The following is a 15526-nucleotide window of genomic DNA, read 5'->3' on the forward strand; positions in this document are numbered from 1 at the left end:
ACCGGAGACGCGGACGAAAAAATCGCGCGGACGAACGCGGACGAAAAAAAGCCGCACATCGCTGTGCGGCTTTTCTTGTACGGTCTTGCCGACCGTGAAAACTGGTCGGGGTGAGAGGATTCGAACCTCCGGCCTCTACGTCCCGAACGTAGCGCTCTACCAGGCTAAGCTACACCCCGTTTTTCTTGCTTTTTTCTATCGCTGCGCCAGAAATATTGTTGCAGCGAGAAAGCACACAAGTGTAGCAGCCTTTTTTTCGGATGGGAAGAGGCAACCGCATGTTCCTTGTGTTTTTGCTGTCAGGCCCGCTTGCCGGGGCCGCCCGATTTCACGACTGGCGCTGCAGCGAAAACGCGCACAGGTCGATCAGCGTCTGCTTGAGCGGCGACTCGGGGAATTGCCGCGCGGCCTTCTCCGCCGCCTCGGCTTCGCGCCGCGCGGCTTCGAAGGTGACTTCGAGCGCGCCGCTGTCGTGGATCGCCGCGAACACCGCGTCGAAGTGCTCGGTGCCGCCCTGCACGATGGCGTCGCGCGCGAGCGCGCGCTGCGCGTCGGTGCCGTGCTCGAGCAGGTGCAGCAGCGGCAGCGTGGGCTTGCCCTCGCGCAGGTCGTCGCCGGCGTTCTTGCCCATCTGCTCGGCGCTGGCGGTGTAGTCCAGCATGTCGTCGATGAGCTGGAAGGCGGTGCCGATGCGCCGCCCGTATTCGGCCGCGGCTTCCTCGGCGGTGGCGTCTGCGCCGGCCAGCACCGCGCCGAGCTGGGCCGAGGCCTCGAACAGCTTGGCGGTCTTGTAGCGGATCACCTGCAGGTAGCGCTCCACGGTGACGTCGGGGTCGTGCATGTTGAGCAGCTGCAGCACCTCGCCCTCGGCGATCACGTTGGTGGCGTTGGAGAGGATCTCCATGATGCGCATGCTGCCGGCGTCCACCATCATCTGGAACGCGCGCGAATAGAGGAAGTCGCCCACCAGCACGCTGGCGGCGTTGCCGAACACCGCGTTGGCGGTCTGGCGGCCGCGCCGCAGCTCGGACTCGTCGACCACGTCGTCGTGCAGCAGGGTGGCGGTGTGGATGAACTCCACCACGGCGGCCAGCTCGTGGTGGCGGTGGCCGTCGTAGCCGAAGGCCCGCGCGGACAGCAGCAGGATCACGGGACGCAGGCGTTTGCCGCCGGCGCTGATGATGTATTCGCCGATCTGCTCGATCAGCGGCACTTCGGAGGCGAGCCGCTGGCGGATCACCGAATCGACGGCGCGCATGTCGGCAGCGACCGGGGCAAGCAAGGCAGTGGCGGAAGACTGGGACAAGATGTTCACCGTTACGCAAAACCCGCCGATTATAAGCGATGCGGGTGTATGTATGTCCCCTGAACGGGGGGTGCCGGGGTCGCGGGCCGGGGCATGCGCGTGGCGCGGGCGCCACGCACGCGCGGCCTATAATGTCCGCATGACCGAAAGACATTTTTCTTCGCGTCGCCGGCTGCGCCGCACCGCCTGGTGGGCTGCCTTCGCCGCCCTGGCGGGCTTCCTGCTGGCGGACCTGATCTGAGCCGGGCCCGCGCCGGACCCCGTCCGCGCGCCGCGCAATGTGCGCGAGGCGCCGCCGGACAGGCTATGTACCTGTTTTCTTTGTACTTTTCCCGGATCTGGTATAGAATCACAGGTTTCCTCCGGCCGCTTTGCATTGTTTACGGCTGCGCCGGCGGGAGATAACCGGCGCCAATTGGGCTGTCCGGGCCATCCGGACCCTCCTGCCCAAGCAGGGCGGACGGAGCGCCAGGGCAGGCCGGCATTGGCTTTCGGCGTTTTATTTCACATCGAGAGGTTCGACAATGTACGCGGTCGTAAAAACCGGCGGCAAGCAATACAAGGTTGCTGCTGGCGAAAAACTTAAAGTAGAACAGATACCGGCAGACATTGGCGCAGAAATCACGCTCGACCAGGTGCTCGCAGTGGGCGCCGGCGACCAACTCAAGTTTGGTACGCCGCTGGTGAGCGGGGCTTCCGTCAAGGCTACCGTTATCTCCCAAGGTCGTCACGACAAGGTGAAGATCTTCAAGATGCGCCGTCGCAAGCACTACCAGAAGCGTCAAGGCCATCGTCAAAACTACACCGAGCTGCGCATCGAATCGATCGTCGCCTGAGCTGCCGCTCAGTCCACATCGAAATCGAATTCAAGCGTAACCAGGTAAAGTCAAGCGACAGGAGTTAGTCATGGCACAGAAAAAGGGCGGCGGTTCCACACGGAACGGCCGCGATTCCGAATCGAAGCGTCTGGGCGTCAAGGTGTACGGTGGCCAGGCCATCAACGCCGGCAGCATCATCGTGCGTCAGCGCGGTACGCGCGTGCACCCGGGCGAGAACGTCGGCATTGGCAAGGATCACACCCTCTTTGCCCTGATCGACGGTCACGTGCAGTTCGCCGTCAAGGGCGCTGCCAAGAAGCAGCAGGTCAGCGTCGTTCCGGCAGCCTGATCACCGCCTTTGCAGCACGAAGGCCCCGCAGCACTTGCGGGGCTTTTTCATTTCTGGCGACAATCCCGTTGTCGCCATCCGCCACGCCCGCGCTCCCCGCCCTTCCGGCCGGGCGCGCGGCGCGGCCGCTCCACCACGGAAGGTCATCATGAAGTTCATCGACGAAGCCAGAATTGAAGTCATTGCCGGCAATGGCGGCAATGGCAGCGCATCGATGCGGCGCGAGAAATTCGTCCCCTTCGGCGGACCGGACGGTGGCGACGGCGGCCGCGGCGGCAGCGTGTTCGCGGTGGCGGACCGCAATATCAACACCCTGATCGACTTCCGCTACGCCAAGAAGCACGTGGCGCGCAACGGCGAGAACGGCCGCGGCGCGGACTGCTATGGCGCCGGCGGCGAGGACGTGACGCTGCGCATGCCGGTCGGCACGCAGATCCTGGACATGGACACCGGCGACCTGATCGCCGACCTGACCGAGCACGGCCAGACCGTGTGCCTGGCCGAGGGCGGCATGGGCGGCTGGGGCAACCTGCACTTCAAGTCCAGCACCAACCGCGCGCCGCGCCAGCAGGTCGACGGCAAGCCCGGCGAGCGCCGCATGATCAAGCTCGAGCTCAAGGTGCTGGCCGACGTGGGCCTGCTGGGCATGCCCAATGCCGGCAAGTCCACGCTGATCTCGCACATCTCCAACGCGCGCCCCAAGGTGGCGGACTATCCGTTCACCACGCTGCACCCGAACCTGGGCGTGGTGCGCGTCGACCACGAGCAGTCCTTCGTGGTGGCCGACATCCCCGGCCTGATCGAAGGCGCGGCCGAGGGCGCCGGGCTGGGCCACCAGTTCCTGCGCCACCTGCAGCGCACCGGCCTGCTGCTGCATATCGTGGACCTGGCGCCGTTCGACGAGAACGTGGACCCGGTGGCGGAGGCGCGCGCCATCGTCAACGAGCTGAAGAAATACGACGAGAGCCTCTACGACAAGCCGCGCTGGCTGGTGCTCAACAAGCTGGACGTGGTGCCGGAGGACGAGCGCGAGAAGCGCGTCAAGGATTTCGTCAAGCGCTACAAGTGGAAGGGCCCGGTGTTCCGCATCTCCGCCCTGACCGGCGAAGGCTGCCGCGAACTGATCTACGCGATCAAGGACCACCTCGCCGCGATCAAGGCCGAGGAGGCCGCCGCGCTGGCCGAGCCGGACATCCGCTTCGACGAGCGCCTGCACAATATCGACCATTCCGGCACGGAGCAGGACTGATCCGCTCCGCGCCAGCCAGCCAGCAACGACAGCCGCAGTACCCAGGAGACAGGATCCCGCCATGCAATCGGTCATCGCCCAGGCAAAACGTATCGTCGTGAAGGTCGGGTCCAGCCTGGTGACCAACGACGGCAAGGGGCTCGATCACGACGCCATCGCCCGCTGGGCGGCCCAGATCGCCAAGCTGCGCATGGCCGGCAAGGAAGTCGTGCTGGTCAGCTCGGGCGCCATCGCCGAGGGCATGCAGCGCCTGGGCTGGGTGCGCCGCCCGAAGGAAATCCACGAATTGCAGGCCGCCGCCGCGGTGGGCCAGATGGGGTTGGCGCAGGTCTACGAAAGCCAGTTCGGCCGCTACGGCATCCGCACCGCCCAGGTGCTGCTGACCCACGCCGACCTGGCCGACCGCGAGCGCTACCTGAATGCGCGCTCGACCCTGCTGACGCTGCTCTCGCTCGGCGTGGTGCCGATCATCAACGAGAACGACACGGTCGTCACCGACGAAATCAAGTTCGGCGACAACGACACCCTCGGCGCGCTGGTCACCAACCTGATCGAAGGCGACGCGCTGGTGATCCTGACCGACCAGCGCGGCCTCTACACCGCCGACCCGCGCCGCGACCCGCAGGCCGTCTTCGTCGAGGAAGCGCTGGCCGGCGCGCCCGAGCTCGAGGCGATGGCCGGCGGCGCCGGCAGCTCGATCGGCCGCGGCGGCATGCTGACCAAGATCCTGGCCGCCAAGCGCGCGGCCAAGTCGGGCGCCCACACCGTGATCGCCTCGGGGCGCGAAGCCAACGTGCTGGAGCGACTGGCCGGCGGCGAAGGCATCGGCACCCAGCTGCTGGCGCCGACCGGGCGCCTGAACGCGCGCAAGCAATGGATGGCCGACCACCTGCAGATGCGCGGGCGCGTGGTGATCGACGCCGGCGCGTGCGAAAAGCTCACCAGCGGCGGCAAGTCGCTGCTGCCGATCGGCGTGGTGGAAGTGGAGGGCGAGTTCGCGCGCGGCGAGGTCATCGCCTGCGTCGACGCCGGCGGGCACGAGGTGGCGCGCGGCATCACCAACTATTCCAGCGCCGAGGCGCGCCTGATCGCGCGCAAGCCGTCGTCCGAGATCGAGCGCGTGCTGGGCCACCAGAACGAGCACGAGCTGATTCATCGCGACAATCTCGTGCTGGTCTGATCCGCCCGGCCGGCACCGGCGAGCGGGAGCTCAGAAGCAAAAAGGCTGCACGGTGTGCAGCCTTTTTGTTCGCCGGCAACCTCCGATCATCGAAGGTTTGCTCCCCTCTCCCGCGCGCGGGAGAGGGGAGAACACAAGCGGCAAGCCGATGCTGTCTGTCAGTAGCTCGCCGGCCTCATCGCCGCCCGCTGCCGCTCAGCGCGAGAACAGGCTCTTGCGCGGCGCGTCCCCGCGCATCTGCCTGACGATCTCCTCCGCCGTGCCGGCCGCCCCGCGGCCCTCGCAGAGGAAGTCGGTGGCGAGCGCGTTGGCGTAGTTGTTGCGCGTGCCCTTGACCACGCGGATCCAGCCGTCGCGGTCGTCGCTGCCGTTGCGCACCCATTCCTTGGCGCCCTTGGGCAGCGTGGCGAACAGCTTGCGCTCGTAGGAATCGCAGCGGAAGCCTTCGAAGCTGCTGGTGCGCGTGCCGCCCGGGCCGCGGATCACCACCGTGTAGCGCACCGCGCCGTCCTTGCCGACCACGACCGACTTGGCGTCCACGGCGAAGTCGAAGTTGCCGGTGGGGCTGACCTCGAACGGGATCAGGTCGGCGTCCTGCGGCAGCGCCGGCAGCGGCGTCGCCGCCTCGTTGAACTCGCGCGGCCCGAACAGTGGCGCGAACAGGCTCGATTCCTTCTTGGGCGTGTAGTCCTCGGCGTCTTCGTCCGGGGCGTCGACCTGGGTGTAGTTCGGCTTGGTGCTGCCGCAGCCGGCCAGGCCCAGGGAAAGGGTTGCCGCCAGCAGGCAGGCGGCGGTCAGCCGGGAGCGAAAGCCCCGGCCGGCGGATTCAATCATCGGTACTCCGTTCTGTGGACGCCGGCATGGCCGGCGGTGTTGGGCCGTGATCGCCGGCCTGCTCGTCGCACGGGCCCTGCGGCTCGTGCGCGAGGCGGCCGTCGGCCCCGGCGTGTTCGTCCGGCGCGCCACGGCCCGCGGGGCGTGCCGCGGCGTGCCTGCCGTGCGCGCCGTGGGTCCCGTAGGGGCTCAGCGGCGCGCGCGCATTGCGCTGCAGGAAGCGCGACAGCTCGTTCAGCGCGAGCTGGTACACCTCGCGCTTGAACTCGATGACGGCATCGAGCGGTACCCAGTAGTGGCTCCAGCGCCAGGCATCGAACTCCGGATGGTCGGTGGCGCGCAGGCGGATGTCGCAATCGCGGCCCGCCATGCGCAACAGGAACCAGATCTGCTTCTGCCCCCGGTAATGGCCGCGGATCTCGCGGCGGATGAACTTGTCCGGCACCTCGTAACGCAGCCAGTCGCGCGTGCGACCGACGATCCTGACGTGCTCGGGCAGCAGACCGACTTCTTCATGTAGCTCGCGGTACATCGCCTGTTCCGGCGTTTCGCCGTATTTGATGCCGCCCTGTGGAAACTGCCATGAATGCTCGCCGATGCGCTTGCCCCAGAACACCTCGTTCCGTGCGTTGATGAGGATGATGCCGACGTTCGGGCGAAAGCCTTCACGATCGAGCATGACTGCACCTCGAATCCTTTAGAATTACGTCGATTATAAAGGAAGCGCGTAATGCGGCTTGCGCAACGGGATGCTGGTTTTCCCCGAGCGAAAAGCGCTGTTTCAGGCACGCGCGCGCCACGAATTCGCGCCAGTCCCCGCCCGCGCTCCGCGGGACGGGCATGGCCTTACGAGAAAGCAACGGATGAAAGCCTCGCAATTCTTCATTTCCACCCTCAAGGAAGCCCCTTCCGACGCGGAAATCGTCTCGCACAAGCTGATGACGCGCGCCGGCATGATCAAGAAGCTCGGCGCCGGCATCTACAACTACATGCCGGTGGGCCTGCGGGTCATCCGCAAGGTGGAAAACATCGTGCGCGAGGAAATGAACCGTGCCGGCGCGGTCGAGCTGTCGATGCCGGTGATCCAGCCCGCCGAGCTGTGGCAGGAAACCGGCCGCTGGGACAAGATGGGCCCCGAGCTGCTGCGCCTGAAGGACCGCCACGAGCGCGACTTCGCCGTGCAGCCGACCTCCGAGGAGGTCGTCACCGACATCGCCCGCAGCGAAATCCGCAGCTACAAGCAGCTGCCGGTCAATTTCTACCAGATCCAGACCAAGTTCCGCGACGAGCGCCGGCCGCGCTTCGGCATCATGCGCGGGCGCGAGTTCACCATGAAGGACGCCTACTCGTTCGACCGCGACGTGGCCGGCCTCAAGGTGTCCTACGACAAGATGTTCAACGCCTACGTGCGCATCTTCGAGCGTTTCGGTCTGGAATTCCGCGCCGTGGCGGCGGACAACGGCGCCATCGGCGGCTCGGGTTCGCACGAGTTCCACGTGATCGCCGATACCGGCGAGGACGCCATCGTCTATTGCCCGACCTCGGACTACGCCGCCAACATGGAGGCGGCCGAAGCCCTGCCGCTGCTGGCCGGGCGCGCCGCGCCGGCCGAGGCGCTGGTGAACACGCCCACGCCGGGCAAGGCCAAGTGCGAGCAGGTCGCCGAGCTGCTGGGCATCCCGCTGGCGCGCACGGTCAAGTCGATCGTGCTGGCCACCGACGGCGAGGCCGGCGCGCAGATCTGGCTGCTGCTGCTGCGCGGCGACCACGAGCTCAACGAGGTCAAGGCCTCCAAGGTGCCCGGCCTGGCCGAGTTCCGCTTCGCCAGCGAGGCCGAGATCGTCGAGACCTTCGGCACGCCGCCCGGCTACCTGGGCCCGATCGGCACGAAGAAGCCCGTCAAGGTGGTGGCCGACCGCACCGTGGCCAACATGAGCGACTTCGTCTGCGGCGCCAACCAGAAGGACTACCACCTGACCGGCGTGAACTGGGGCCGCGACCTGCCCGAGCCGGCCGTGGCCGACCTGCGCAACGTGGTGGCGGGCGACGCCTCGCCGGACGGCAAGGGCGTGCTGGAAATCTGCCGCGGCATCGAGGTGGGCCACGTGTTCATGCTCGGCACGCGCTATTCGGAGTCGATGGGCGCCACCTTCCTCGACGAGAACGGCAAGACCCAGCCCATGCAGATGGGCTGCTACGGCATCGGCGTCACGCGCATCCTGGGTGCCGCCATCGAGCAGAACTTCGACGAGCGCGGCATCATCTGGCCGGCGGCCATCGCCCCGTTCGCGGTGGTGATCTGCCCGGTCGGCTACGACCGCTCGGACGCGGTCAAGGCCGAGGCCGACCGCATCCACGCCGAGCTGCTGGCGGCCGGCGTCGACGTGATCCTGGACGACCGCGGCGAGCGCCCCGGCGCGATGTTCGCCGACTGGGAGCTGATCGGCGTGCCGCACCGCGTGGTGGTGGGCGACCGCGGCCTCAAGGAAGGCCGCGTGGAGTACCAGGGCCGGCGCGATGCCGAGGCCACGCAACTGCCGGTGGCCGACGTGGTCGGCCACGTGCGCGGCCTGCTGACCGCCTGAGCCCATGCGCGCCGCGGGCAGACGCGCCGGTGCAAGCCGCCACCGCCTGAGCCTGGGCGCGCGCCTGGCGCGCGCCGGCGCCGGCCTGCTGCTGGCGCTGAGCGCGGCCGCGCACGCGGGCGCGCAGAAGGAAGAAGACCTCGCCGATTCCGTGCGCGGCGCGCTGGCCGCCGCCATCGCGGACAGCCGGCCGCTGCGCCCGGCCTTCGCCACCGGCGGCGAGCAGCTCGCCTACGTGAAATGGCTGGAGGAGATGTCGCACCGGCTGGCCGCGCGCATCCCCGAGCCGCAGGTGCGCATCGAGCTGATCGAGACCGCCTACTACGAGGCCAAGCGCGCCGGCCTGGAGCCCGCGCTGGTGCTCGGGCTGGTGCAGGTCGAGAGCAATTTCCGCAAGTACGCCATCAGCGGCGCCGGCGCGCGCGGCCTGATGCAGGTGATGCCGTTCTGGTCGCGCAGCATCGGCGACGGCGACGCGCGCAAGCTGTTCCACCTGCAGAGCAACCTGCGCTACGGCTGCACCATCCTGCGCTACTACCTGGACCGCGAGCAGGGCGACCTGTTCCTGGCGCTGGGGCGCTACAACGGCAGCCGCGGCCGGCCCGAGTATCCCAACGCGGTGCTGGCGGCGTGGAAGCGCTGGCAGTATTCCGAGGCCAGCGTCACGGTGGCCGGCGACCCCGATCCCGCCGCCGCGCGCGCGCGCGTGCTGCCGCCCGAGGCGCCGTCGCGCAACCCGTTCTCGCCGCAGCGGCTGGCCAATCCCTCATGAGCACGCCCGGCGGCCCCGCAGGCGGCGGTTCCGGCAAGGCCGGCTACGCCAGTTCCTCGCCGGACCTGGAGCGCTGGCTGCGGCGCCATATCGGGCAGGGCTTCAACGCCGAGGCGCTGGTGCAGTCGATGTGCCAGTCGGGCTACGACGCCGGCTTCGCGCGCGCCACGGTCGGCGCGGCGCTGGCCGCCACGCGCGGCCCGGCCGAGGGCGATGAGGCCGACGCGGGCGGCGCCGGCGCCGCGAACACCGCTGGCGCCGCCGGGATTGCCGGTGCCGCCCGGGAAGCCGGCGGCCCGGCGTCGCCCGCCACGGCGCGCGGCCACGCCACCGGCTTCCCGGCGCGCAACGCCGCGCACCATGCCGGGCGCGACATCCCCATCCTGTTCGCGCTGGCCGCGCCGCGCGTGGTGCTGTTCCAGCAACTGCTGACCGGCGACGAATGCGACGCCCTGGTGGCGCTCGCGCGCGGCCGCCTGGCGCGCTCGCCGGTCATCAACCCGGACACCGGCGACGAGAACCTGATCGACGCGCGCACCAGCATGGGCGCGATGTTCCAGGTCGGCGAGCATCCGCTGATCGCGCGCATCGAGGACTGCATCGCCAGCGTCACCGGCATCGCCGCCGACCGCGGCGAGGGCCTGCAGATCCTCAACTACAAGCCCGGCGGCGAATACCAGCCGCACTACGATTTCTTCAATCCGCTGCGCCCCGGCGAGGCGCGCCAGCTCCGCGTGGGCGGGCAGCGCGTGGCCACCGTGGTGATCTACCTCAACAGCCCGCCGGCCGGCGGCGCCACCGCCTTTCCCAAGCTCGGCCTCGAAGTGGCGCCGGTCAAGGGCAACGCGGTCTATTTCAGCTACCGCAAGTCCGACGGCACGCTCGACGAACGCACGCTGCACGCCGGCCTGCCGGTCGAGCAGGGCGAGAAGTGGATCGCCACCAAGTGGCTGCGCGAGCGGCCCTACCGCACCGGATGACGCCCGTCCAGCCGGGCCGGCCCGGTCGCTACTGGTTCGATCCGGCCATGCCCTTCGTCGAGAGCCGCTGCGCCAGCGACAGCGGCGCGGCCTATCTGCCGCACACCCATCCCACGCTGTCGGTGGGCGCGGTCGACGGCGGCCACAGCCTGTTCAGCACCGAAGCCGGCGCGGTGCGGCTGTCGCCCGGCGACGTGGTGGTGATCCCCGCCGGGCAGGTGCACGCATGCAACCCGGAGCCGGACCGGCGCTGGAGCTACCAGATGCTGCATGTCGACGCGGCGTGGGCGGCCGCGGCGCTGGCCGCGCGCGGCGCGGCGGCGCCGGCCGCGCTCGCGCGCGTGCGCATCACCAGCGCGGCCGACACCTACGCCGCGCTGTGCGCGCTCAACCGCCTGCTGTTCTCGGCGGCGCCGTGCGCGCGCAAGGCGGCCGCGCTGGTCGCCTTCCTCGCCGCGCTGCTGGGCGGCGCGGACCCGCGCCAGACCGTGCGCGCGCCGCGCCCGCCGGCCGGCCGCGCGCGGCTCGCCCGCGTCGTGGCGACGCTGCGCGAGCGCCATGCCGAGCCGCTGCCGCTGGCCGAGATGGCGCGCGCCGCCGGCATGAGCCGCTACCAGTTGATCCGCGCGTTCCGCGCCGAGACCGGCATGACGCCGCACGCCTACCAGCTCGACCTGCGCATCAACCATGCGCGCCATCTGCTGCGCGCGGGCGGCGCCCCGGCCGACGTCGCCCAGGACCTGGGCTTCTCCGACCAGAGCCATTTCCAGCGCGCCTTCAAGCAGCGCGTCGCGCTCACGCCGCGCGGCTTCCAGCGCCGCGCCGGCTGAGCCGCGCGGCCGCGCGCCGCAATTTTCTCCAATACCGCCGCCCGCCGCGCCGGCCAGACTTCGTGCTCGACACGAAAGGACTGGCATGGACTCATTCGCGGCATCCGGCTTCGGCCAATTCGTCATGGTGGCGGGCGCGCATTTCCTCGCGCTGCTCAGCCCGGGGCCCGACTTCTTCCTGGTGGTGCGCAGCTCGCTGGTGCTCGGCGCGCGCCGCGCCGCCGCCGTCTGCCTGGGCATCGCGCTCGGCAACGGGGTATTCATCGGCGCCGCGCTGGCCGGGCTGGCCGCCACGCGCGCCAGCCACGGCGTGCTGGCGCTGCTGCAGTGGGGCGGCTGCCTGTACCTGGCGTGGCTGGGCTGGCGCCTGCTGTCGGCCAGCGGGGAACCCGCGCTGCCCGGCGAGAGCGACGAGAGCGACAACGACGGCGGCGGCGGCGGCGGCGGCGGCTGCGCGGCGCAGCTCGTCGCCGGCTTCCTGTCGGCCGTGCTCAACCCGAAGAACGCGCTGTTCTACGCCAGCCTGTTCTCGGTGCTGGCCGGCCGCCGCACGCCGGCCGCGGCGCAGCTCGGCTACGGCCTGTGGATGTTCGCCGTGGTCTTCGGCTGGGACCTGCTGGTGGCCTGGGGCGTGCGCCTGCCGCCGGTGCGCGCGCGCTTCGCGCGTTCGGTGCGCGGCGTGGAGCGCGTCACCGGGCTGGTGTTGTGGGGCATCGCGCTGTGGGTGGCGGCAACCGCGTTGCAGGCAGGGCGATCCTAGGCGGCGCGTCGCGGGTGCCGGCCCGCCGCGCGGGCCGCGACTGGCGAAGGCCGTACCGCCAGTTTTCCGGCTGACCGTACCGGTACTGTACTGGCGTGCTCGGCTAGACTGGGCTGCCTCGTTGTCCGCCCCCGATGGAGTCAGTCATGGCAGTTCCCCAGCTCGTTGCCGGATCCGGCGTGTTCGCCGCGTTCTCTGCGTTCGCCCTCGTGTCGTCGATCACGCCCGGCCCCAACAACACGATGGTGCTCGCCTCGGGCGTCAATTTCGGCTTTGCGCGCACGGTGCCGCACATCCTCGGCATCAGCCTGGGCTTCGCCGTGATGGTGGCGGTGGTCGGGCTCGGGCTGGGCTCGCTGTTCGCCGCGCTGCCGTGGACCTGGACGGTGCTGCGCGTGGTGGCGGCGCTTTATCTCGCCTGGCTGGCGTGGCAGCTGGCCAGCTCGGGCGGCGTGCAGGAGCGCCAGGTGGCGCAGCCGATGGGCTTCCTGCCGGCCGCGGCGTTCCAGTGGGTCAACCCGAAGGCGTGGGTGATGGCGGTGGGCGCGTGCAGCACCTACGTGCTGCACGGCAACGTGTGGCTCAACGTGCTGCTGCTGGCCGGGGTGTTCGCGGTGATCAACCTGCCCAGCGTGGCGATGTGGGCGGTGTTCGGCTCGGCGCTGCGGCGCTGGCTGGCGCAGCCGCGCGTGCTGCGCGTGTTCAACGTGGCGATGGCGCTGCTGCTGCTGGCCTCGCTGTGGCCGATCCTCAGCGCAAGGCCCTGATCGCGGGCAGGTTGCGCCAGTAGCCGTGCGCGTCCATGCCGCAGCCGAAGACGTAGCGCTCCGGCACCGTGAAGCCGCAGAAGTCCGGGTGCATGGGCTTGGGCTTTTGCAGCACCTTCTCGCACAGCACCGCGGCGTAGACGCCGGTGGCGCCCATGTCCAGGATGCGCTGGCGGATCGCTGCCATCGTCTCGCCTTCGTCGAGGATGTCGTCGAGCACCAGCACCGTGCGGTCCTTGACGGACTCGCGCGGCGCCACGCGCCACTGCATCTCGCCGCCCACGGTCTTGTTGTTGTAGCGCGAGAGGTGGATGTAGTCGAACTCCAGCGGGAACGCCAGCTTGGGCAGCAGCATGCCGGTGAAGACCACCGCGCCGCCCATCACGGACAGCACCAGCGGGAAGGTGTCGCCCATCTTGGCCGTGATCTCGGCGGCCATGCGGTCCAGCGAGTCCTGCACCGCCTGCGCGCTGACGATTTCCTCGGAGTTGGCCCACAGCTCGCGGGCCTGTTCGGCGCTCATCATGATGTCGATCCTGTCTCAGACTGTCTTTGTCGGTGGCCGCGCGGGGGCCTTGCGATGGTCCCGGCGGTCGGCCCGGGTTTGGCTCAGCGGTTGAAGAGGCCTTTCATGCCGCCCTTCATGGCGCCCATCGAGCGCATCATCTTCATCATGCCGCCGCCCTTGAGCTTCTTCATCATGCCCTGCATCTGGTCGAACTGGTTGAGCAGGCGGTTGACCTCCTGCACCGGCACGCCGGCGCCGGCCGCGATGCGGCGCTTGCGGCTGGCCTTGATCAGCTCGGGCTTGGCGCGCTCGGCGGCGGTCATGCTGTTGATGATGCCTTCCATGCGGCGCACCTGCTTTTCCGCCACGTCCATGTTGGCGCCCTGGGCCTGCTGGGCGAACTGCGCCGGCAGCTTGTCCACCAGGCTGCCCAGGCCGCCCATCTTCTTCATCTGGCCGATCTGGGTCTTGAAGTCCTCGAGGTCGAAGCCGCCGGTCTTCTTGATCTTCTTGGCCAGCTTCTCGGCCGCTTCCATGTCCACGCCGCGCTGGGCTTCCTCGACCAGCGCGAGGATGTCGCCCATGCCCAGGATGCGCTGGGCCATGCGCTCGGGGTAGAACGGCTCGAGGCCGTCGAGCTTCTCGCCCACGCCGACGAACTTGATCGGCCGGCCGGTGATGTGGCGCACCGACAGCGCCGCGCCGCCGCGCGCATCGCCGTCGAGCTTGGTCAGCACCACGCCGGTCAGCGGCAGCGCGTCGTGGAACGCGCGCGCGGTGTTGACCGCGTCCTGGCCCAGCATGGCGTCGACCACGAACAGGGTTTCGGCGGGCTTGAGCTCGGCGTGCAGCGCGGCGATCTCCTGCATCATCGCCTCGTCGATGCCCAGGCGCCCGGCCGTGTCGACGATCAGCACGTCGTGGTAGTGCTTGCGCGCCCAGTCCACCGCCGCGCGGGCGATGTCCACCGGCTTCTGGTCCGGCTGGGAGGGGAAGAAGTCGGCGCCGACCTGCTCGGACACGGTCTTGAGCTGGGCGATGGCGGCGGGGCGGTACACGTCGCACGACACCGTCAGCACTTTCTTCTTCTTGTTTTCCTTGAGCCACTTGGCCAGCTTGCCCACGGTGGTGGTCTTGCCGGCGCCCTGCAGGCCGGCCATCAGGATGATGGCGGGCGGCTGCACGGCCAGGTTCAGCTCGCCGCTCTTGTCGCCGGCGGTGAGGCTTTCCTCGCCGCCGATGACGGCGGTCAGCTCGCGCTGCACCACGCCCACCAGCGCCTGGCCGGGGGTGAGGCTGGACACCACGTCCTCGCCCAGCGCCTTTTCCTTCACGCGGGCGATGAATTCGCGCACCACCGGCAGGGCCACGTCGGCCTCGAGCATGGCCAGGCGCACCTCGCGCAGCATTTCGGCGGTATTGGCTTCGGTCAGGCGAGCCTCGCCGCGCATGGTCTTGACGACCCGCGCCAGGCGTTGAGTGAGATTGTCCAGCATGGCAGAGAAGTCCGGGGGTAGGGCTTGTTTGGGGGCCCGGGCGGCACCGGGCCGGCGTCTCGCGAGGCCGGGCGCAGGTTCCGGGGCCAGGCTCACGCGCGGCTCGGGGGCGGCTCGAGCGCGGCGCCACCGGGGCGGGGGCGCTAGGGTAAACTGTGCAAATGGCCATTGTACTGTATGCCTTGACGGCACTTCTCTATTGCGGCCTGGCCTTTCACGGCTGGGCGACGCGCAATCCGCAGCTCGCGGCTGCCGGTGCCGCCGGCGCCGGCGCGGGCGGCACCACCGCCACCGTGCTGCTGCAGGGCGGCGGCGGCACGCGCGGCGAGGGGCGCCCGGCCTGGTGGCATGTGCTGATGCTGGCCGCGCTGGCCAGCCACGGCCTGCTGCTGCACGAGACCATCTTCCCGGCCGACCGCATGATGTTCGGCTTCGCCTTCGCGCTGTCGGCCATGCTGTGGCTGGGCGTGGGCATCTACTGGATCGAGAGCTTCTTCTTCTCGCTGGCCGGGCTCGGGCTGATCGTGTTCCCGGTGGCGCTGCTGGCCAGCCTGATCCCGCTGGCCTTCCCCGGCGCGCAGATCCTCGGCTACGCCGCCGCGCCGCTGTTCAAGCTGCACTTCGTCATCGCCAACGTGGCCTACGGGCTGTTCACGCTGGCCGCCTTCCACGCCTTCCTGATGCTGCTGGCCGAGCGCCGCCTGCACGGCTTCAACCGCTCGCCGCAGGCCGGCGCGGGCGCGGCGCCGGCGCAGTGGGTGGGCCGCTGGCTGGACCTGCTGCCGCCGCTGCTGACGCTGGAGAAGCTGCTGTTCCGCCTGATCGGCGCGGGGTTCGTGCTGCTGACCCTGACCATCCTGTCGGGCCTGCTGTTCTCCGAGCAGCTGTTCGGGCGCGCGTTCCGGCTGGACCACAAGACCGTGTTCGCGCTGCTGTCGTGGCTGATGTTCGCCGGCATCCTGGCCGGGCGCAGCTTCTACGGCTGGCGCGGGCGCACGGCCTTGCGCTGGGTGATCGCGTCGTTCGGCATCCTGCTGCTGGCCTACGTGGGCAGCCGCTTCGTCATCGAAGTCATCCTGCACCGGTTCTGAG

16 protein-coding genes and 1 tRNA gene are annotated in these 15526 nt (G+C 69.5%); 11 read left to right on the plus strand and 6 right to left on the minus strand.

All coding sequences use genetic code 11. From position 1 onward, the window contains the following. Nucleotides 1-102: 102 nt before the first annotated feature. Nucleotides 103-179, minus strand: a tRNA-Pro gene (locus AC3WXD_RS29395). Between the two features lie 149 nt (nt 180-328). Next, nucleotides 329-1258, minus strand: a complete 930-nt coding sequence (gene ispB, locus AC3WXD_RS29400; RefSeq protein ID WP_020205788.1) for an octaprenyl diphosphate synthase — start codon at nt 1256-1258, stop codon at nt 329-331. A gap of 572 nt (nt 1259-1830) precedes the next feature. Here ispB and rplU point away from each other — a divergent pair. The 4 genes from rplU (at nt 1831) to proB (ending at nt 4902) form a co-directional block, all read left to right on the plus strand. Next, nucleotides 1831-2142 (plus strand): 50S ribosomal protein L21, encoded by a 312-nt coding sequence (gene rplU, locus AC3WXD_RS29405; protein WP_020423953.1) that lies wholly within the window; start codon nt 1831-1833, stop codon nt 2140-2142. 70 nt (nt 2143-2212) lie between these two features. After that, on the plus strand, nt 2213-2473 hold the full coding sequence (rpmA, locus tag AC3WXD_RS29410; RefSeq protein ID WP_020205791.1) for a 50S ribosomal protein L27: 261 nt from the start codon (nt 2213-2215) through the stop codon (nt 2471-2473). A gap of 148 nt (nt 2474-2621) precedes the next feature. Continuing rightward, on the plus strand, nt 2622-3722 hold the full coding sequence (cgtA, locus tag AC3WXD_RS29415; protein ID WP_020205792.1) for an Obg family GTPase CgtA: 1101 nt from the start codon (nt 2622-2624) through the stop codon (nt 3720-3722). A 61-nt stretch (nt 3723-3783) separates the two neighbouring features. Continuing rightward, nucleotides 3784-4902 (plus strand): glutamate 5-kinase, encoded by a 1119-nt coding sequence (gene proB / locus AC3WXD_RS29420; RefSeq protein WP_020205793.1) that lies wholly within the window; start codon nt 3784-3786, stop codon nt 4900-4902. A gap of 195 nt (nt 4903-5097) precedes the next feature. Here the strand turns inward: proB and AC3WXD_RS29425 are convergent, their stop codons facing one another. Both AC3WXD_RS29425 and AC3WXD_RS29430 read right to left on the minus strand, forming a co-directional pair. Beyond that, entirely contained in the window at nt 5098-5736 is a 639-nt protein-coding gene (locus AC3WXD_RS29425; protein WP_492325224.1) for a CNP1-like family protein, read from the minus strand. Next, nucleotides 5729-6415, minus strand: coding sequence for an RNA pyrophosphohydrolase (locus AC3WXD_RS29430; RefSeq protein WP_020205795.1), 687 nt, complete (start codon nt 6413-6415; stop codon nt 5729-5731). The genes AC3WXD_RS29425 and AC3WXD_RS29430 overlap by 8 nt, the downstream gene beginning before the upstream one ends. Nucleotides 6416-6599: 184 nt before the next feature. Here AC3WXD_RS29430 and AC3WXD_RS29435 point away from each other — a divergent pair, with 184 nt between their 5' ends. From AC3WXD_RS29435 to AC3WXD_RS29460, 6 genes are all read left to right on the plus strand, one after another. Continuing rightward, nucleotides 6600-8321, plus strand: coding sequence for a proline--tRNA ligase (locus AC3WXD_RS29435; RefSeq protein WP_059413483.1), 1722 nt, complete (start codon nt 6600-6602; stop codon nt 8319-8321). A gap of 4 nt (nt 8322-8325) precedes the next feature. Next, nucleotides 8326-9093, plus strand: a complete 768-nt coding sequence (locus tag AC3WXD_RS29440) for a lytic transglycosylase domain-containing protein (protein WP_020205797.1) — start codon at nt 8326-8328, stop codon at nt 9091-9093. Next, nucleotides 9090-10073, plus strand: coding sequence for a 2OG-Fe(II) oxygenase (locus AC3WXD_RS29445; RefSeq protein ID WP_492325225.1), 984 nt, complete (start codon nt 9090-9092; stop codon nt 10071-10073). The genes AC3WXD_RS29440 and AC3WXD_RS29445 overlap by 4 nt, the downstream gene beginning before the upstream one ends. Before the next feature lie 47 nt (nt 10074-10120). Continuing rightward, nucleotides 10121-10903 (plus strand): helix-turn-helix domain-containing protein, encoded by a 783-nt coding sequence (locus AC3WXD_RS29450; RefSeq protein WP_492325226.1) that lies wholly within the window; start codon nt 10121-10123, stop codon nt 10901-10903. 85 nt (nt 10904-10988) lie between these two features. Beyond that, nucleotides 10989-11663 (plus strand): LysE family translocator, encoded by a 675-nt coding sequence (locus tag AC3WXD_RS29455; RefSeq protein WP_492325227.1) that lies wholly within the window; start codon nt 10989-10991, stop codon nt 11661-11663. 146 nt (nt 11664-11809) lie between these two features. Further along, nucleotides 11810-12430 (plus strand): LysE family translocator, encoded by a 621-nt coding sequence (locus AC3WXD_RS29460; RefSeq protein WP_082079761.1) that lies wholly within the window; start codon nt 11810-11812, stop codon nt 12428-12430. On the opposite strand, the gene AC3WXD_RS29465 is transcribed toward AC3WXD_RS29460, so the two are convergent. Both AC3WXD_RS29465 and ffh read right to left on the minus strand, forming a co-directional pair. After that, complete coding sequence (locus tag AC3WXD_RS29465) at nt 12414-12956, minus strand: hypoxanthine-guanine phosphoribosyltransferase (RefSeq protein ID WP_020205802.1); 543 nt, start codon at nt 12954-12956, stop codon at nt 12414-12416. The genes AC3WXD_RS29460 and AC3WXD_RS29465 overlap by 17 nt on opposite strands. Nucleotides 12957-13039: 83 nt before the next feature. Next, nucleotides 13040-14434 carry a signal recognition particle protein gene (gene ffh, locus AC3WXD_RS29470; protein WP_020205803.1) on the minus strand — a complete coding sequence of 465 codons (1395 nt, stop codon included), beginning with the start codon at nt 14432-14434 and terminating at the stop codon, nt 13040-13042. A 161-nt stretch (nt 14435-14595) separates the two neighbouring features. Between ffh and AC3WXD_RS29475 the strand changes: the two genes are divergently transcribed. Then, nucleotides 14596-15525, plus strand: a complete 930-nt coding sequence (locus tag AC3WXD_RS29475; protein WP_020205804.1) for a cytochrome C assembly family protein — start codon at nt 14596-14598, stop codon at nt 15523-15525. Nucleotide 15526 lies beyond the last annotated feature (1 nt).

This window comes from Cupriavidus sp. FW216-B1 (genome assembly GCF_058789195.1).

Excerpts from the sequence above, each read along its gene's own strand:
- ispB (WP_020205788.1), bottom strand. The coding sequence starts at position 1,258 with ATGCGCGCCGTCGATTCGGTGATCCGCCAGCGGCTCGCCTCCGAAGTG.
- rplU (WP_020423953.1), top strand. The coding sequence starts at position 1,831 with ATGTACGCGGTCGTAAAAACCGGCGGCAAGCAATACAAGGTTGCTGCT.
- rpmA (WP_020205791.1), top strand. The coding sequence starts at position 2,213 with ATGGCACAGAAAAAGGGCGGCGGTTCCACACGGAACGGCCGCGATTCC.
- cgtA (WP_020205792.1), top strand. The coding sequence starts at position 2,622 with ATGAAGTTCATCGACGAAGCCAGAATTGAAGTCATTGCCGGCAATGGC.
- proB (WP_020205793.1), top strand. The coding sequence starts at position 3,784 with ATGCAATCGGTCATCGCCCAGGCAAAACGTATCGTCGTGAAGGTCGGG.
- AC3WXD_RS29425 (WP_492325224.1), bottom strand. The coding sequence starts at position 5,736 with ATGATTGAATCCGCCGGCCGGGGCTTTCGCTCCCGGCTGACCGCCGCC.
- AC3WXD_RS29430 (WP_020205795.1), bottom strand. The coding sequence starts at position 6,415 with ATGCTCGATCGTGAAGGCTTTCGCCCGAACGTCGGCATCATCCTCATC.
- AC3WXD_RS29435 (WP_059413483.1), top strand. The coding sequence starts at position 6,600 with ATGAAAGCCTCGCAATTCTTCATTTCCACCCTCAAGGAAGCCCCTTCC.
- AC3WXD_RS29440 (WP_020205797.1), top strand. The coding sequence starts at position 8,326 with ATGCGCGCCGCGGGCAGACGCGCCGGTGCAAGCCGCCACCGCCTGAGC.
- AC3WXD_RS29445 (WP_492325225.1), top strand. The coding sequence starts at position 9,090 with ATGAGCACGCCCGGCGGCCCCGCAGGCGGCGGTTCCGGCAAGGCCGGC.
- AC3WXD_RS29450 (WP_492325226.1), top strand. The coding sequence starts at position 10,121 with ATGCCCTTCGTCGAGAGCCGCTGCGCCAGCGACAGCGGCGCGGCCTAT.
- AC3WXD_RS29455 (WP_492325227.1), top strand. The coding sequence starts at position 10,989 with ATGGACTCATTCGCGGCATCCGGCTTCGGCCAATTCGTCATGGTGGCG.
- AC3WXD_RS29460 (WP_082079761.1), top strand. The coding sequence starts at position 11,810 with ATGGCAGTTCCCCAGCTCGTTGCCGGATCCGGCGTGTTCGCCGCGTTC.
- AC3WXD_RS29465 (WP_020205802.1), bottom strand. The coding sequence starts at position 12,956 with ATGATGAGCGCCGAACAGGCCCGCGAGCTGTGGGCCAACTCCGAGGAA.
- ffh (WP_020205803.1), bottom strand. The coding sequence starts at position 14,434 with ATGCTGGACAATCTCACTCAACGCCTGGCGCGGGTCGTCAAGACCATG.
- AC3WXD_RS29475 (WP_020205804.1), top strand. The coding sequence starts at position 14,596 with ATGGCCATTGTACTGTATGCCTTGACGGCACTTCTCTATTGCGGCCTG.